General features: G+C 59.3%; 13 protein-coding genes and 3 pseudogenes. 5 read left to right on the forward strand and 11 right to left on the reverse strand.

The features are described from left to right. Nucleotides 1–156: 156 nt before the first annotated feature. The 4 genes from J2J99_RS22315 (at nt 157) to J2J99_RS22330 (ending at nt 3,889) form a co-directional block, all read left to right on the forward strand. Complete coding sequence (locus tag J2J99_RS22315; protein WP_168297942.1) at nt 157–822, forward strand: amino acid ABC transporter permease; 666 nt, start codon at nt 157–159, stop codon at nt 820–822. A 4-nt stretch (nt 823–826) separates the two neighbouring features. Further along, nucleotides 827–1,483, forward strand: coding sequence for an amino acid ABC transporter permease (locus tag J2J99_RS22320; protein ID WP_168297944.1), 657 nt, complete (start codon nt 827–829; stop codon nt 1,481–1,483). An 82-nt stretch (nt 1,484–1,565) separates the two neighbouring features. Beyond that, nucleotides 1,566–2,297 carry a GntR family transcriptional regulator gene (locus J2J99_RS22325; protein ID WP_168297946.1) on the forward strand — a complete coding sequence of 244 codons (732 nt, stop codon included), beginning with the start codon at nt 1,566–1,568 and terminating at the stop codon, nt 2,295–2,297. Nucleotides 2,298–2,356: 59 nt separating this feature from the next. After that, nucleotides 2,357–3,889: an FAD-dependent oxidoreductase gene (locus tag J2J99_RS22330; protein ID WP_168297948.1), complete on the forward strand. Its 1,533-nt coding sequence runs from the start codon at nt 2,357–2,359 to the stop codon at nt 3,887–3,889. A 213-nt stretch (nt 3,890–4,102) separates the two neighbouring features. On the opposite strand, the pseudogene J2J99_RS34095 reads toward J2J99_RS22330, so the two are convergent. The 7 genes and pseudogenes from J2J99_RS34095 to J2J99_RS22360 form a co-directional block, all read right to left on the reverse strand. Further along, a pseudogene (locus tag J2J99_RS34095) lies at nt 4,103–4,310 on the reverse strand (SOS response-associated peptidase); the annotation flags it as partial. 184 nt (nt 4,311–4,494) lie between these two features. Then, nucleotides 4,495–4,782 carry a hypothetical protein gene (locus J2J99_RS22335; RefSeq protein ID WP_168297950.1) on the reverse strand — a complete coding sequence of 96 codons (288 nt, stop codon included), beginning with the start codon at nt 4,780–4,782 and terminating at the stop codon, nt 4,495–4,497. A 33-nt stretch (nt 4,783–4,815) separates the two neighbouring features. Beyond that, on the reverse strand, nt 4,816–5,895 hold the full coding sequence (locus tag J2J99_RS22340; RefSeq protein WP_168297952.1) for a quaternary amine ABC transporter ATP-binding protein: 1,080 nt from the start codon (nt 5,893–5,895) through the stop codon (nt 4,816–4,818). Continuing rightward, nucleotides 5,888–6,775: an ABC transporter permease gene (locus J2J99_RS22345; protein WP_168297954.1), complete on the reverse strand. Its 888-nt coding sequence runs from the start codon at nt 6,773–6,775 to the stop codon at nt 5,888–5,890. The genes J2J99_RS22340 and J2J99_RS22345 overlap by 8 nt, the downstream gene beginning before the upstream one ends. Before the next feature lie 87 nt (nt 6,776–6,862). Next, nucleotides 6,863–7,864 (reverse strand): ABC transporter substrate-binding protein, encoded by a 1,002-nt coding sequence (locus tag J2J99_RS22350; RefSeq protein ID WP_168297956.1) that lies wholly within the window; start codon nt 7,862–7,864, stop codon nt 6,863–6,865. Between the two features lie 117 nt (nt 7,865–7,981). Beyond that, nucleotides 7,982–10,495, reverse strand: coding sequence for a CoA transferase (locus J2J99_RS22355; RefSeq protein WP_168297958.1), 2,514 nt, complete (start codon nt 10,493–10,495; stop codon nt 7,982–7,984). A gap of 24 nt (nt 10,496–10,519) precedes the next feature. Continuing rightward, the gene (locus tag J2J99_RS22360; protein WP_168297960.1) at nt 10,520–12,208 is read right to left on the reverse strand and encodes a GMC family oxidoreductase; all 1,689 of its coding nucleotides are present in this window, start codon (nt 12,206–12,208) and stop codon (nt 10,520–10,522) included. 160 nt (nt 12,209–12,368) lie between these two features. On the opposite strand from J2J99_RS22360, the gene J2J99_RS22365 reads away from it, so the two are divergent. Further along, the gene (locus J2J99_RS22365) at nt 12,369–13,295 is read left to right on the forward strand and encodes a LysR family transcriptional regulator (protein WP_168297962.1); all 927 of its coding nucleotides are present in this window, start codon (nt 12,369–12,371) and stop codon (nt 13,293–13,295) included. A gap of 237 nt (nt 13,296–13,532) precedes the next feature. Here J2J99_RS22365 and J2J99_RS22370 read toward each other — a convergent pair. From J2J99_RS22370 to J2J99_RS22385, 4 genes and pseudogenes are all read right to left on the reverse strand, one after another. Further along, nucleotides 13,533–13,848, reverse strand: a pseudogene (locus J2J99_RS22370) (SDR family oxidoreductase); the annotation flags it as partial. Nucleotides 13,849–14,017: 169 nt separating this feature from the next. Further along, nucleotides 14,018–14,215, reverse strand: a pseudogene (locus tag J2J99_RS22375) (fumarylacetoacetate hydrolase family protein); the annotation flags it as partial. A gap of 435 nt (nt 14,216–14,650) precedes the next feature. Then, entirely contained in the window at nt 14,651–15,952 is a 1,302-nt protein-coding gene (locus J2J99_RS22380) for a TRAP transporter large permease (protein ID WP_168297964.1), read from the reverse strand. Continuing rightward, nucleotides 15,949–16,470, reverse strand: coding sequence for a TRAP transporter small permease (locus tag J2J99_RS22385; protein ID WP_168297966.1), 522 nt, complete (start codon nt 16,468–16,470; stop codon nt 15,949–15,951). The genes J2J99_RS22380 and J2J99_RS22385 overlap by 4 nt, the downstream gene beginning before the upstream one ends. Nucleotides 16,471–16,511 lie beyond the last annotated feature (41 nt).

Below are 16,511 nucleotides of genomic sequence, written 5' to 3' on the forward strand. Positions count from 1 at the left end.
TGTTCATCGACCTTTTGCGATCGCCTGGGCGACATTTATGACCTAAACCTATCTGTCGTGCAATATGAAATCATATATGATGTTGACGAGGCTGTCGGGCGGGCGTATCGATTAGGCACTCCGCAGAAGAAACAGAGCAATGAGAATGGAAACTTCATGAACCTGGGTTTCTCGATTATCCTGGCGCAATGGCCGCGCTTCCTTTGGGGATTGGGTTACGACCTCTATTTCGCTTTGGCCGGCTTTGCGATCGGCTGCGTCATCGGGTTCATCTCCTACCTGGGTTCGGCCTCCCGGTTGAAACTTGCCCGAGCAGTGTCATACATTTACGTGCAAATCGTTCGCGGCTTGCCGATGTATCTTCTGCTTTTGTGGGTCTACTTCGGGCTCGCAACAAAATTCGGTTTGGCTTTGACCGGATCACAATCGATTATCATTGCCATCGCTATTATGAGCTCGGCATTTGCCTCCGAGATCTTCAGGACCGGTTACAATTCGATCGATATCGGGCAGAGCGAAGCTGGCAAGGCTCTTGGTCTTTCCGACTACCGGATTAATCGTTCTATCCTGTTTCCACAGGTCATCCGCGTCGTGATTCCGCCCCTGTTGAATGTCTTCGTTATCTGCTTCAAAGCATCGACGTACGCGGCGGTGGTCGCTGTCCCGGAGCTTATCTTCGCGGCCCAGGACATCAGTCTCAATCAATACAGGCCATTCGAAGCCTATATCTCGGTCGCGGTTCTACTGATCGCAACGATGCTGGTTTTGTCTCTTCTGGTGAAAGTCGTCGAAAACCGTCTCAATGAAAGTAGAGGGGCTTGAGATCATGAATAGCTGGTACGCGGTTCTCAACCACCTGCCCTCCATGCTTTACGGGCTTCGGTTCACTTTCTTGATTGCAATCGCTTCGCTCACGCTTTCGATCGTCTTCGGCGGGCTGATTGTATCGCTTCTCAGGAGCAAATCCGCGGCCATCCGAGTGACTGGATTTCTCTACATCCAGATCTTCCGCTCGCTGTCGCCGTATGTTTACGTTCTACTCGTTTATTTTGCGCTGGCCGGCGCAACCGGCTGGAAAATGGACCCGGTTACAGCGGCCGTCATCTCCTTGACGCTATTGAACACCGCTTATGTCGCCGAAATCTATCGGTCCGTATTGCTCACCATTGACCGCGGCCAATGGGAAGCGGCTGCCGCCATGGGTCTGTCGCACTGGAAAACCAATTCGATCGTCATCTGGCCGCAGGCGCTACGTACGGCAATTCCGCTCCTTCTGAACCAGTTCGTCGTGATTTTGAAGGATTCCGCGATCGTCGGCGTCATTGGCGTCAAAGATATTCTCTACGTCGCCAACGCTCAGGCATCCATCACCTACAAGCAGTTCGAGTATCTGACTGTCGCCGGGTTAATCTTTATCCTGATCGTCTTTGCCCTATCGCGGTTGAGCTTGAGCCTTGAGCGGCGGCTGGCCTGGAAGCACTAGGTCTTGCCTAAGCCCTCTGAAGTCTTTACGCCGACTGAAATCAAATCTGATTTTCAATTTGATCATCGTTGGAGAGTGACGCATGGCCAAGGTGGTGGCACCCGCCGCAGAAGCGAAAAGCAAACAGCAACTCGCCTACGATTATATCAAGGCGGGGATCGATCGCGGCCTCTATGCACCCAAACAACGGCTTGTGATCGACACACTTGCAAAGGAGCTATCGATTAGTCCCGTGCCGGTGCGCGAGGCAATCCGCCGGTTAGAAGCAGAGAGTCTGGTCATCTTCAGTAAAAACTCCGGCGCGATCGTGGCCGGGGCTGATCCGGATCTCTGGGCCGAACAGATGGAGTTGCTGGCAGTGCTGGAGGGTTATGTGACCGGCGCCGCCGCGCCAAGAATTACGGCCGGCGATATCAAGGAGCTTCAAAAGATCAACGAACGCATGGCAGAGGCCCTTGCTTCTTTCGACCTGTCGGGCTGGACCCAGGGAAACCTGGATTTCCATTCCGTGATCAACAGGCGGTGCCCGAACGAAACAATCGTCGAGCAGATCGCGCAACTGCGATCGCGAATTGCAATGATAAATCGCTTCATCCAACCGAGGACGGAAGCCACAATCCTGCATACGCTTGGAAAGGATAGCGGCAAGTCAACCCTTCACGGGCATGAGTGGATCATTGCGGCCTATATCGCCAAAAAGGCGCCTGTAGAAATCGAAGCGCATGTCCGCACCAATATCATTTCACTCACAGCCGAAACGCACCGTAATCTGATCGACAATCATGATCGACGAGTGAGCCGATCGCAGGGATGAAAAGTATGCCAACTGGGGAATACGATGTCGTCGTTCTGGGAAGCGGTGGCGCTGGATTGATGACTGCGCTCGCTGCGGCCTCAAGGGGTCTTTCGGTGGGTGTCTTCGAAAAAACATCGCTGATCGGAGGAACCACAGCGATCTCGGGCGGCGGAATATGGATTCCAAATAACCATGTGATGCACGCGTCAGGTTTCGAGGACCAGGAAACAGACGGAGAGATTTATCTTGCTCGGCTGACTCTCGGGGAAACCGACCCCAATCTGCTGCGCGATTTTTTGAAAGCAGGTCCTGAAATGCTGCGCTTCCTGGAGCGGCAATCAGACCTGCGCTTTTTCAGCGTCGATCGTCCCGACTACCATCCCGGGTGGCCGGGCGCACGCGCGGGGCGTTCCGTCGAACCTTTACCTTTCGAGCCGGAGATGGAGAGAACGCTGTTTCAGAAGCTGCGATATTCGCACTTGCGTCAGCCGGTTACGTCGACCGAGGGGCGAGAGGGACTGGCGCCAGAAATCATTGCGGAGCGTCGGCAACGCAACGTCCGCACGCAAGGTGCCGGATTGGCGGCCGGGCTGGTGCAGGCTTGCGCCAGGCTTGGCGTGCAGTTTCACGTCGATGCCGCCGCGACAGCCCTGTCCTTCGAAGGTGGCTGTTGTATCGGCGTGGAAACCATTGCGGGCTCGGCGTCGGCCAGAGCGGGCGTGGTCCTCTCTACCGGCGGCTTCGAATGGAATTCCGCACTTGTCTCTGCCTATCTATCAGGATTTTCAAGCGCGCCGACCACGCCGCCGGGCAATGAAGGAGACGGCCTGCGCTTTGCCCTCGAGGCCGGCGCAGCAGCCGCAAACATGACGGAAGCTTGGTGGACCGCCGCCTATCGTATTCCAGAAGACGTCCTTGATGGCAAGCCGCTGACGCGCAACATGGTCCGAGAATTGGCCTTACCTGGCTCGATCATGGTCAACCGGAAGGGCGAACGCTTCGTCAACGAGGCGAGCTCGTATAATGATCTTGGCATGGCCTTCAACGCGTTCGATCCGGGTTCGTTTTCCTATCCGAACCGACCCGCATGGCTCATTTTCGATAACGCCTTCAAGACCCGTTATGCGGTTGCGTCTATCTCCCCGGAAGAGCCGGCCCCAGATTGGATGGTCACTGCCGGATCCATCGCAGAATTGGCCCACAAGCTATGCATTTCGGCCGAAGGGCTGAGTGCAACGGTCGGCCGATTTAATGCTTACGCTCTTGAGGGACATGATCTCGATTTTCGCCGCGGTGACGACGCGCACGGACTGTATTACGGGGATTCCCGACATCTCCCGAATGCGTGCTTGGCCGCGATCGGCGTCGGACCATTTTACGCCGTGGAGATCTTACCCGGAAACAACGGAACAAAAGGCGGATTGAAGACGACTTCACTCGGCGAAGTCGTCCGCCACGATGGATCTCTAATCGGCGGGCTCTTTGCCTGCGGCAATGTTGCCGCAAGCATCTTCGGAAAAGGTTATCCGGGTCATGGTGGATCTCTCGGGCCGATCCTGACGGCCGCTTACAAGGTGGGAACGGAAATCGGCGCTAATCGGCTTCGATAGTTGGCGCTCTCCCAGCGTTTATTCTTCCAGCCCAGGAGTCGGCCTAAAGGCGTATCGAAAAGCGCCTCCTATCGCGGACCGGTTCAGACAAGAAGATTGTCCTGAGCGAGGATGGATCGATTGCAGCAAAATTGTCGCGCTGACGTGAGTCATCATTGGGCGCGGGATTCACGGACGCCGACGTTGATGCGCGGACCATTGATCGCCTTGGAAGCTCTGCCACTGGGGAACATGTATTCCAGCGAAGAACTCAGCAGCTTGCTTTCGTCCCGGGCGGACCACGCATTCGGCGTGCTTCCGCCATCCTTTTGCTGGTGGGGTCCGGTTGGGCAAAGCTGGTCACCGGTACGATACATCGGCTTTGGACACCGAACCATTTGTTCCAATGCGGAAGATTTAGATTTCGAATGTTTGCGACGCCTGTTTCTCTGGAAATAGCCGACACCGTCAGCCCCTGCCGATGCATATCCAGGATTATGATTGTCTCCCTCAGCTTGATCACCAACATTTCCTTCCGACCAGCGGAAGGAGTATCGGTGATGACGCGCCGCCGGTCTTCCGGGGCGCGCCCCGGAAGACCGGCGGACGCAGCACCTGGGGAAGATTCAAACGGCATTAATGAGGAGTATTGCTCCGGTACTGACAGGAGCTACTGAAGCGGGGTCCAAATTCAAGGCCTCCTTCGACAAACCGAAGGCAGACCCTCCCGCACCGTCATCGCTAGCCCAGCCTAACTGAAAACCATCGACATAAGCCGCCGGTTCGATAACGGCGCCTATTTCTTTTTGGAAGTTAACTTGGCCCTCGCGTATGACCCGCGCAGTGACTCCCGCACGGCTGATATGGGCTTTCTGCCCGCTGTCGGACTTTTCAATCAGGACGGCGTCAAACATCTGAGGCTCCCATTCCTGGATTTCCTTTTTTGCCTACGCAACTTTCTTGGCGTCGGATGTTGAGCTGGCGACTTGCGCATTGACCATGGCATGAACCGCCTGGGGAAGCGTCAGCATACCTATGGCCTGACCGTCGGCATCAACGACGGCGATCTCGCTTGTCCCGGCCAGCGTCATCGCTCTTGCCGCTTCCTCAAGCGTCGCGCTGGCCGGCACCGAAATCGTCAGCTCACGGGACGAGCCGTTCGGCGCGGTGGCAACAGTCTCGACTTTGATGACCCGCGCGCGGTTCACTTCCCGGACGAAGCTGGCGATGTAATCGTCGGCCGGCTTCATCACGATGTCCTGCCCGGTGCCCTGCTGCACGACTTCCCCATCCCGCAATATCGCGATGCGGTCCCCCAGCCTCAGCGCCTCGTCCAGATCATGCGTGATAAACACGATCGTCTTCTTGATCTCCTTCTGCAGGTCGAGAAGCACGGTCTGCATATCGACACGAATGAGCGGATCCAGCGCGGAGAATGCCTCGTCCATCAACAGGATCGGCGCATCGTTCGCCAGCGCACGGGCAAGACCGACGCGCTGTTGCATACCGCCAGACAACTGATTGGGATATTTGCTCTCAAAACCCTTTAGCCCGACCCGCTCGATCCACCGCATGGCGCAGTCGACCTGCCGGTTCCGTGGCGCCCCTTGTATCTCCAGGCCATAGAGGACGTTTTCGAGAACGGTGCGGTGCGGAAGGAGTGCAAACTTCTGGAACACGATTGCCGTCTGATGCCGGCGGAACTCGCGCAACTGCACGGCATCCATCTTGACCACATCCTCGTCACCGATGACGACTTCACCTGACGTCGGATCGATAAGGCGATTGATGTGGCGAATGAGCGTGGACTTTCCAGATCCCGAAAGTCCCATGATCACCTGAATGCCACCGGCAGGCATGGAGATGTTGATGTCTTTCAGACCAAGGACATGGCCATGTTTTGCGTTCAGTTCCGTCTTCGTAATACCCTGCTCAATGAGCTTTACGCAATCCGCACCATTTGGACCGAAGATTTTGTAGAGTTTTTTGATTTCGATGCCGAAGCCGCCAATTTTCTTGTTACCCATGGACCACCTCCCGGTGCTTTTGAAGGCGTGCGCCGAAGGCCTGGCTGACGCGGTCGAAGATAATCGCGATGCCGACGATGGCGAGGCCGTTGAAGATGCCGAGCGTGAAATACTGGTTGGAGATCGCCTTCAGAACCGGCTGGCCGAGTCCCTGAACACCGATCATCGAGGCGATGACCACCATGGCGAGCGCCATCATGATCGTCTGGTTGATACCAGCCATGATGGTCGGCAGCGCCAGCGGCATCTGCACGTTCTTCAGCTTCTGCCAACTCGAAGAGCCGAAGGCGTCGGCCGCCTCCAACACGTCCTTGTCGACGAGACGGATGCCGAGATTGGTGAGACGGATCATCGGCGGGATGGCGTAGATGACCACGGCGATGAGGCCCGGCACCTTGCCGATACCGAGCAGCATGACGACGGGGATGAGGTAGACAAAGCTCGGCATGGTCTGCATGACGTCGAGGATCGGGTTGATGGCATTGTGCACGCGGTCCGACCGGGACATGGCAATGCCGATGGGAATACCGACGACGATCGACAGTACGGTGCAGACGAAGATCATCGAGACCGTCTTCATCGTGTCGTCCCACATTTCGAAATAGCCGATGAGCAGGAGCGTCACGACCGTGCCGGCGACGATCTTCCAGTTGCGGCTGGCGAACCACGCGACGGCTGCGATCAAAAGCAGGATGATCGGCCAGGGCGTCTTCGTCATGAAGCGTTCCGACCAGATCAAAAAGTGCTGTAGCGGCTCGAACATTGCTTCAAGTCCGTCGCCATAGGCCCGCGTGAACCCCCGGAACCCTTCGTCGATTGCCTTCTTGAGATCGCGCAGAGACGCGTCATCCATGTGCGGAAAGCTGAACAGCCAATCCAAAATCTATCCTCCTCGATAACAGCTAGCGCATTCTGGACGCGCTGTTCGTTGCCGGCGCGATAGGGGCCAGCAACGTCTTGAATGAGATCAAAGCGCCGCCTTGATCTTCTCGGCTGCCTCAGGCGAGACCCATTCCTTCCACATGGCCTCGTTTTCTTCGAGGAAGTGCTTTGCGCCGTCGTCGCCGCTTGCCTGGTTGTCGGTCATCCAGGCCATCAGCTTGTTGACCGTGTCGTTCGACCAGGCGCGCTTGTTGAGGTAGCCCATGACGTCTGCGCCGGCACGCTCGGAGAACGCTTTGGTCACGAGCGTCTGGACCGTATCCTTCGGCCATTCATTCTTTTTCGGGTCGGGGCAATCCGCGACGGTGTTGCAGCGCTTCCACTCGGCTGCGTCGTGCGGCACGCCATAGTCGAGCTTGACCATGTCGTACTTGCCGAGAAGCGCCGTCGGAGCCCAGTAATAGCCGACCCAGCCTTCCTTGCGCTCATAAGCCTTGGCGATCGAGCCGTCGAGGCCGGCGGCCGAACCCGTATCGACGAGCGTGAAGTTTGCCGCTTCGCCGCCATAGGCCTTGTAGAACTGCGCGGTCACGACCGTACCACCCCAGCCCTGCGGGCCGTTGTGAATGGCCCCCTTCGATTTGTCTTCGGGGTCCGGGAACAGCTCCGGATGCTTGAGGACATCATCGATCGTCTTGATGTCCGGATGAGCGTCAGCAAGGTATTTCGGCATCCACCAGCCCTGCACCGCACCGTCGGTGAGGACGGTCGATGCAACGACGAGCTTTCCGTTTGCAACGCCGGCGTTCACGACATCGGGAAGAAGATCGACCCATCCTTCGGGTGCGATGTCGGGCTGCCCCTTCTCGGTCATCGACGTGATCGTGGGGACCGTATCGCCCTGTATGATTTCTGCGTTACAGCCGTAACCTTCATTCAAAATGAACCTGTCCAGACTGGCGAGCACTTCCGCGCTCTGCCAATTCATGCTGGCGATGGTGACGTCGCCGCAATCCGCAGCCTGCGCCGGATTGCCAAAGGTCAGCATCGCTGCTGCAAGGCATGTCGAGGCGAAAAGTTCTTTCATGGCACTTCCTCCCTATGCGCGATGTTGAAATTCCAAGCCCGTCGACGCCATCGCATGTCCCGGCGGGCCGCGAGCGGCTTCGGTATCCTCCTCAGAACCCGAAGCCGCTATTTCCTGCTAGCTCGGCAGATACTCCTCGCTCCAGGTTTCGCTGATTGCACCGGAGGCAATCAGCCGATCGATCTCGGCTTCGGTGTAGTTCAGGGTCCGCAGCACGGTGCGTGTGGACGCTCCGTACTTCTCGGCCGGCGCGACAGCAGTGACCTTGCCGACAGCCGGACGGATGGCGAAGGGATCGAGCTGCGTGACCGAGTGCCCGCTCGGATGATCCGGGAAGATCGAGAAGGAATAGCTGCCCCGGTCGGTGCCCGGCGTGCCGTCGGCAATGCGGGCACTGCGGCTGCGGATCGTTTCGATGTTCTCGCAGAGCGATACGCCGATATCGGCTTCCCGCAGGCGCTGCTGCCAGGTTTCCGCCGGCGCGGTCAGGAAAGCCCCTGCGAGATAGGCCTCGCGATCGGACGCGGCCATCTCAACAATCCCCCTCAGACCTTCAACCTTGTCAAAGCGCGGAAGATCGGCTTCCGAGGCGCACAAAAGAAGGTGATCGCCGCCTGCCGTTTCGTAGAGCCGCGACAGGGCATGATAACCCTTGGTGTCGCGACCGGACGGCTCGTCGAAGGGGCCGCGCCCGGCATAGTCGTAGCAGAACGGTATCTGCGCGAGGCCGGTCAGTGCCGACAGCGAGGTGCGTGGGCGACCGATGACCCCGTTTCTGGATTTTTGGTAGAGAGCGGCGGCAATGCCGAGCGCCGCGCCAAAGCCGCACATGACGTCGATGGTGCCGACATGGGCATGTTCCTCCGGCGTATCCATCGAGCCGCCGAAGCGCAGCATGATGCCGGTTGCCGATTGCACGAGGTCGTCATAGCCGAGATAGTCGGTGCGCGGGCCGGTGCGCACGCCGCCAAAGCAATCGAGCTGGCAGAAGATCGCCTTCGGATTGAGCGCCTTCAGGCTTTCGGCATCGAGCCCCATCGCCTTGACCTGGCGATCGGTCGCGTTCCAGACCACGACATCGACGGAGCGCACCAGTTCCTCGAAGACGACACGGCCATCGGGCGAACCGATGTTCAGCAGCACGGACTGTTTGCCCCGCATGTGTGACATGCCGAATATCACGGTATTCCAGCAGTCATAGAGCGGCTTGGCCGGATCAATCTTGATCACCTCCGCACCGAAGCGGGCGAGATAGGCGACCGAGTGCGGACCGGCGATCACATTGCACAGATCGAGAACTTTGACACCGTCCAGCCACCCTCCGGGCGCGTCCTTTGCGGGAACCGGCAAAGAAGGACGCGCCATGCCGCCGAGCACTACAAGCGCCTCCTTGGCGGTCCCCCAGCGCCGAGGCCGTGGCGAAAGCATGGCTTCGGCGCTCTCTTGCAGCCAGGCCATCGGCCCCGGCTGGGTCATGCGGCCCAGGATCGGATCCTCTACCTCGATCATGAGACCAGCAGCCCTGGCATGATCGTCGGCGATCCATTCCTCTAGCCAGCGCTGCGGGGCGCCCGGAAACAGCCCTTCCCCGAAGACATGTTCCCATTTGGCCGCCGTCTTGGTCAGGAAGACTTCCTTCATGCGAGCCGCAATCTTGTCAGCCCAGAATTTCGGGAGCGGATAGACGCCCAGCGAAACGTCCGATGACCATTGCGAGACCGGCAGATAGGTGTCTTCCTCCTCGCGCAGCCCCTCGGCCACCAGCTCATCGTAGATGCCCAGAGCTTGCAGGCAGCGCTTCGCATGGTTCTTGTGGCTGGGGCAGACGACGTAGAACATCCGCCCGTCGGCACACATATAGCTGCGATAGAAGGGATCGAGGAACTCCTGGAGGTCGCCATAGGACATGTCCATCGGCAGGCCTTCATTGCGCCGGCGTTCGATCTCCCGCTCGCGTTGGGTCTGGTAGCGCGGCGGATAATCGTCGATTAGGATGGAATTGTAGGAGAGGCCCTCCATGACGGCGCTTGCCAGCGGCACTTCGATATGATCGCCGTGCCCGGTGCGCTCGCGCGCCTGAAGCGCCAGCACTGTCGCGGACGCAGCAAGCATCGTGCCGTAGGCGGACGAGAGCGGCAGCGGCGAGAAAGACGGGTTGATGCCCATCAGGACGCGATTGAGACCCATATCCGTGAAGACACCGGAGGAGGCCGCGATTACCGTCTCAAAGGCCCGCCAGTCCCGGCGAAGCTCGTCGTCGGAGGCGAAGCCGGGGATCGACAGGGTGACCAGCTCCGGCCGTGCCTTGCGGAGCGCCGCAAAATCGATCCCGAGCCGGGCAAGCACGCCAGGGCGGAAATTCTCAACAACAATGTCGGCCTCGGCCACCAGCGTTTTTGCCTCACCCAACCCCTGCTCCGTTTTGAGATCGAGGGTGACGATCAGCTTGTTGCGGTTGAGGATGGCGTTGGCGGGGTTGTCCCAGAGAGGACCGCCGGGCGGATCGACATGCACGACGGTCGCGCCGAGATCGCCTAGGATCATGGCGACGGCCGGGCCAGCAATATATTGCCCGAAATCAACCACCCGAACGCCGGAAAGCGGAAGCGCGGAACGTGCGATCGATGTCATTGCTCTTATCTCCCCAAGAATTTTCTATGTGCGCGCATCAGCGACGATCCAGCCGGTCGCCTTTTCGGCGATCATCAGCGTCGGCGCATTGGTGTTGCCGCTGGTGATCTTCGGCATGATGCCCGCATCGACGACACGCAGTCCATCGATGCCGCGCACCCGGAGACGGCTGTCCACCACTGCCATCGGATCATCGTCGCGGCCCATCTTCGTCGTCCCGACCGGATGAAAAATGGTGTTGGCGATATCGCCCGCCAGCCGCGCCAGTTCGTCGTCGCTCTGGAACTGCAAGCCCGGCTTCCATTCCTCCGGCTGGTATTTGGCCAATGCCGGCTGCGATACGATCCTGCGCACTTGCCGCAGGCTCTCGGCAGCAATTTTGCGATCTTCTTCCGTACTGAGATAGTTCGGCGCAATCGCCGGGGCGTCCGACGCCCTATTCGAGCGAATGCGCACGCTTCCGACGCTGGTCGGGTTGAGATTGCAGACGCTCGCGGTGAAGGCGGGAATGTTATGCAACGGTTCGCCGAAGGCGTCGAGGCTGAGTGGTTGGACGTGATATTCCAGGTTGGCATAGGCCTGGCCATCGTCCGAACGGGTGAAAGCGCCGAGCTGCGAGGGCGACATGCTCATGGGGCCGCTGCGTTTCAGAACATATTCCAGCCCGATCATCGCCTTGCCGAATAGGCTGTTGGCGAGCGTGTTCAGCGTCTTCGCATTGCCGACCTTGAAAACCGCGCGGATCTGCAAATGGTCTTGAAGATTTTCCCCGACGCCCGGCAAGTCATGCACAACCTCGATGCCATGACGCTTTAGCAATCCGGCGGGGCCGATACCTGACAGTTGTAGGATTTGCGGCGAACCGACTGCGCCTGCGGACAGGATGACCTCCCTGCGGGCACGGACCTCTGCGCTCTGCCCCTGCCGCTGGAGCACGACTCCGGCGCAACGCTTACGGCCGGAACTGTCGGTTTCAACGATCAGCCGTTCGACATGGGTCTGCGTCCAGATTGTTAGATTCGAACGGTTCTTCGCGGGACGCAAAAAAGCCTTCGACGTGTTCCAGCGCCAGCCGGACCGCTGGTTGACCTCGAAGTAGCCGACGCCCTCGTTGTCGCCGCTGTTGAAATCGTCGGAGCGCGGGATACCGGCCTCGACGGCAGCCTCGGCGAAGGATTCCAGGATATCCCATTTGAGCCGCTGCTTCTCAATCCGCCATTCGCCGCCGTGGCCGTGCATGTCGGAGAATCGGCTATTGCCGCCAGTCTTCGGGTCCGCGCCATTGTCCATCCGGTAATGATCCTCATGCGCCTTGAAATCAGGCAGGCAATTCTGCCAGGACCAAGCGTCATCGCCGGTCTCCGCCGCCCAGCCATCGAAGTCGCGCGCCTGGCCGCGCATATAGATCATGCCGTTGATCGACGAGCAGCCACCGAGAGTCTTGCCGCGCGGATAGCGCAGCGACCGACCGTTCAGCCCGGCATCCGGCTCGGTCTTGAATAGCCAATCGGTGCGGGGATTACCGATGCAATAGAGATAGCCGACGGGGATATGGATCCAGGGATAGTCGTCCTTGCGACCGGCTTCCAGCAACAGGACACGCATCGTTGGATCGCGGCTGAGGCGATTGGCTAGCAGGCAGCCCGCGGAGCCTCCGCCGATGATGATATAGTCAAAAATGTCGTTGGCGAGATGCGATGCACGGCGGGTCATGGGCTCGCCCGCCTGCTGCGATGAAGCACCGCACAATCATAAGATTCGACGATTTGCCGTGGCACTTTAGCCTCCTCCTCACCTCTATTTTCAGGAATAGCGGAGGAGCGGCGCGGAAATCCAATGACAAATAGCACAACGCATTATAAATAGAATTAATATGATTCAGTCGATTGACCTCAGAACCTTGAAGGCATTCGCCACAGTCGCGCGCGAGGGCAACGTCACGCGCGCCGCGGAGCGATTGCACATCACCCAGCCTGCCGTTACCCTGCAATTGAAGCGCCTTGCCGCCGATACCGGGCTCACCTTGTTCCGACGGACCTCCACTGGTCTGGAGCTGACGCAGGAGGGGGCTCTCCTTGCTGCCAAGGCCGAGCAGGTCTTGGCAGCACTCACGGATTTTGGGCAGACGGCCGGGCATTTGGCAACACGCGTGCGGGGGAAACTCCGGATCGGCACCATCATCGACCCGGAGTTCACACGCTTGGGTGCGTTTCTGAAGGCGTTGATCGAAAGTGGGCCAGGCATCGAGACGACGCTGCGTCATGGCATGAGCGGCGATGTGCCCGAAGGGCTTCGGCGAAATGAACTCGATGCCGGATTCTTCCTAGGAGACCCAAGGGACTACGATCCTGCAGCCGAGCTTTCTGACGAAAGTGCCACCAAACTGTTTTATGGCAGCGAACTGGCACAACTGACCTATCGCGTCGTTGCCCCGCCGTCACTTGCAAGCTTCGTCCGTGGTGCGGATTGGGTACAGTTGGCATCACTGCCATGGATCGGCACACCGCCCGCCTCGGTGCACAACCGGCTGCTGGCGCGCCTGTTCACCGATCTTGGCCTGCGCCAGAACATCGTCTCCCAGGTTGATCAGGAAGCGTCGATGGTCGCCATGGTCCGCACGGGCGTTGGCTTGAGCCTCTGCCGCGAGTCGATCGCTCTCCACGAACAACAGGCCCACGGGCTCTTCATCGCCGATGCGGTGAAAATTTCGACGACATTGAGCTTCATATGCATGGAAGCTCGTAGGGGTGATCCCACCGTTGTGGCCGCATTTGATGCAATCAGACGTGTTTGGGGTTGAGCAGATCAAATTCGCTGAGCATTCTCGCACACGGGCTTGGAGTGAACCCATCGGACCACGGGACACGGAAAAACTGATACGCTCTGTGGGCATCATTGGGAGAAGGCTCATAAAGTCCCGAGGAGCATATCGACGGCACCTCGACACCGTTCAAGCCGCAGCAGGAGCCCTCGCCGGCCACCATCCTGCTCGATCTCGTAGACGCCAAGCACCGGTGTTTCGGTGAAGCAGGCGCCCTTACGGCTGGCCCCCGTCAGCCGCGCCGTAGACTTGTCCCGTGGCGTAGCTCGCCTGCGGGTCTGGGAGCTGTACGCAGATGATGCGAGTTCCGCGGGCTGACGGGACGACCCATCGGGGTCTCTTCGCCGTACTTCCCCAGCTTCTCCATCGTCGCTCCGCCGCTGACTTGGCGCGTCGTCGAGATCGGACCAGGCGCGGCGCCGTTAACGCGAACATCCTTCGGACCAAGCTGCCTTGCCATCAATTTGGTGAAGTTCATCATTGCCGCCTTGGTCATCGCGTAGTCGACGAGGTATTTCGACGGGTCGAAGGCGCGCGCGATGCGGTAAAGAAGGAGGCCTGCGAGAGCCGGAAGCGGCTGCCACGAGATCGTGGCTAGCCATACCACCCATCGGAACTCGAAAAGCTACCTCGAGAGAGGAGCCGACGGAACCATCATAGGTGACCAATTTCGACCCATATCCAGCCTCTCAACCTCGCTGTCAGGCTTCCTGTGGATGGGGTTGCGAAGGACGCAGCCGATCGATCTCGACTTCGACCACGTCTCCCGGCTTCATCCAAAGTGGCGGATTGCGCTTAGTGCCGACGCCACCCGGTGTACCACTGACAATGACGTCGCCGGCATCGAGGCGCGTAAAGGCTGAGCAATATTCGATCTGGCGGGCGATATCGGAGATCATTCCCAAGGAGTCGCCTTAGCCACGCGCTTGATCGCGGCAGACGATCGACGTGCCGGCCGGCTCGTCGAACTGCTTGAAACCGATGTCCGCCTCAGCGGTCATTGTTTTGTCGGGGCGCGCGAGCGTTGGAACGAGGTGACACAGGCTCGTTTCAGAACGTGGATACAGCAGGCGATAACCGCAACGACGGGAGGTCATTCGCCTGGTGGAGGCGCCGTGGATTAAAGCACGTCGGCCCCTGTTCAGCCGTTAAAAAACGCGGAATGCGCACGTAGAGGAGCGGTGGCCACTTGCGATGAAATCCTTGCAGTTGAGAGCGGAGTAGAAACCAAGATCCAGCAAAAGTAGTGCCTATGGCGACTGCCCTCTCACTCGCGACGCCTTTCGAATCCTGGCACCCTGGAGGTGGTCGGTAGCGACGCTACCGACCAATCTTCAATACAGCAGCATCGGCAGCCAGAGTGCAATCTGCGGAAAGGCGAACAGCAGCAGGATTAGCGCGAAGGGCGCCAGCAGGAAGGGCAGGATCGCCACGTAAAGCTGCTTGATCTTGATGTCGGGCGCTTGCGCCTGAATGATGAAGAGGTTCATGCCGACCGGCGGATGGATGAGGCCCAGTTCCACCACAATGACGACGATGATCGCAAACCAGATCGGGTCATAGCCGAAGCTCATGACAACCGGCAGGAAGACGGGCACCGTGATCAGCACCATGCCGATGCCTTCGAGGAAGCATCCCATCAGGATGTACATAACGATGATCAGGGCCATGACGGCCCACGGCGCCAGATGCAGCGCCTGGGCGCCGGCGAGGAGCAGATCGGGCAGCTTCGTCTGGACGATGAAGTTTGCGAAGATCGTGGCGCCGATGATGATCGTGAACAGCACGCAACTGGTGATCACAGTCACTTTCAGCGCATGCGCCAGTCCCTGCAGGGTCAGCCGCCGGCCGAGGAAGCCGAGCAGGATCGCGCCGAAGGCGCCGACCGCTGCGGCCTCGTTCGGAGAGAAGACACCGGCATAAATGCCGCCAATCGTCGCGATGAAAAGCACAAGGAACTGCCACGGGTCCTTCAGCGCCAGCAACCGGTCCTTGAGAGTTGCCGGCGGGTCGACCGGCACATTGTCCTTCTGGCGCCGGGCAACGATGAGGGCGACGAGAACATAGAGCAACATCAACAGAATGCCCGGCAGCAGCGCGGCGGCAAAGAGTTGCGGCAAGGGCTGTTCGGAGATCGCCGCATAGATCACCAGAATGATCGAAGGCGGGATCAGGATGCCGAGGCTGCCGCCGGCGGCGACCGATGCGGTGGCAAGACCGTCATCGTAACCGGCTTCGCGCATTTCCGGCAGGGATATCCGCGTCATGGTCGCCGCCGTCGCGACCGACGATCCGCACACGGCGCCGAACGCGCCCGATGCCCCGATCGTCGCCACAGCCAGGCCGCCCGGAATGCCGGACAGGATGACGCGCGCCGCCTTGAACAGTTCGGCCGACAGGCGGCTGTTCGTCGCCACCTCGCCCATCAGGATGAACAGGGGAATGACCGACAGGCCGTAGTTGGAAGCCGTATCGAAGGCATTGGTTCCGGTGACGGCGGCCGCCACCGGCAGGCGCGACAGCAAGGTGTTGCCGGCGATGCCACAGATGAGAAGAGCGATCCACACCGGCATTCTGAGAAACAGGATGCCGAACATGAAGAGAACGACGAACAGGCCGATCAGCGAGGCACTCATAGCGCACCCTCGCTGTCCAGCGATCCGCCGTCTGCGGACCCCGTCCCGAAAAGAACCGCGATTGCGGCAATGATGCTGTTGAACAGGCCAAACAGGGCGAACGTCCAGATGATCCAGACGGGGAAATTCAGCTCCAGCTTTATATCGCCGAAGTCATAGGCGTTACGGGCCGGCTTCAGCATCGACCAGAACATGAAGCAGAGCACCACGACGGCGGCGATGGCCGCGACGGACTTCATGACCCGGACCAGCCGTTCGGGCACGATGCCGTCGATCAGGTCTATGACGATCTGGTGACCCTCCAGAATGACGGCGGGCAGCGCGAAATAGATGCTGATCAGCAGGCTGATCTCGATGGTGTCGTAGACACCGCGGATCGGCGCGTTGAAGACATAGCGCATGAAGACATCGGCAACGGTGATGAGCATCATCGCCACGAGCGCAAGAATGGGTATGACGAGGAGCAGGCGAAAGTACCGCTCCAGGAGCCGCGAAAATCCGGCTGACGACACTGACATTAGCTGGCCTCCTCAAGCAGCGTGGAGCCGCGCCACCCGAT

Origin of the sequence: Rhizobium binae (assembly GCF_017357225.1) — a bacterium.
GTDB classification, from domain to species: Bacteria; Pseudomonadota; Alphaproteobacteria; order Rhizobiales; family Rhizobiaceae; genus Rhizobium; species Rhizobium binae.

Excerpts from the sequence above, each read along its gene's own strand:
- J2J99_RS22350 (WP_168297956.1), bottom strand. The coding sequence starts at position 7,864 with ATGAAAGAACTTTTCGCCTCGACATGCCTTGCAGCAGCGATGCTGACC.
- J2J99_RS22335 (WP_168297950.1), bottom strand. The coding sequence starts at position 4,782 with ATGTTTGACGCCGTCCTGATTGAAAAGTCCGACAGCGGGCAGAAAGCC.
- J2J99_RS22360 (WP_168297960.1), bottom strand. The coding sequence starts at position 12,208 with ATGACCCGCCGTGCATCGCATCTCGCCAACGACATTTTTGACTATATC.
- J2J99_RS22380 (WP_168297964.1), bottom strand. The coding sequence starts at position 15,952 with ATGAGTGCCTCGCTGATCGGCCTGTTCGTCGTTCTCTTCATGTTCGGC.
- J2J99_RS22320 (WP_168297944.1), top strand. The coding sequence starts at position 827 with ATGAATAGCTGGTACGCGGTTCTCAACCACCTGCCCTCCATGCTTTAC.
- J2J99_RS22325 (WP_168297946.1), top strand. The coding sequence starts at position 1,566 with ATGGCCAAGGTGGTGGCACCCGCCGCAGAAGCGAAAAGCAAACAGCAA.
- J2J99_RS22385 (WP_168297966.1), bottom strand. The coding sequence starts at position 16,470 with ATGTCAGTGTCGTCAGCCGGATTTTCGCGGCTCCTGGAGCGGTACTTT.
- J2J99_RS22365 (WP_168297962.1), top strand. The coding sequence starts at position 12,369 with ATGATTCAGTCGATTGACCTCAGAACCTTGAAGGCATTCGCCACAGTC.
- J2J99_RS22330 (WP_168297948.1), top strand. The coding sequence starts at position 2,357 with ATGACTGCGCTCGCTGCGGCCTCAAGGGGTCTTTCGGTGGGTGTCTTC.
- J2J99_RS22355 (WP_168297958.1), bottom strand. The coding sequence starts at position 10,495 with ATGACATCGATCGCACGTTCCGCGCTTCCGCTTTCCGGCGTTCGGGTG.
- J2J99_RS22315 (WP_168297942.1), top strand. The coding sequence starts at position 157 with ATGAACCTGGGTTTCTCGATTATCCTGGCGCAATGGCCGCGCTTCCTT.
- J2J99_RS22340 (WP_168297952.1), bottom strand. The coding sequence starts at position 5,895 with ATGGGTAACAAGAAAATTGGCGGCTTCGGCATCGAAATCAAAAAACTC.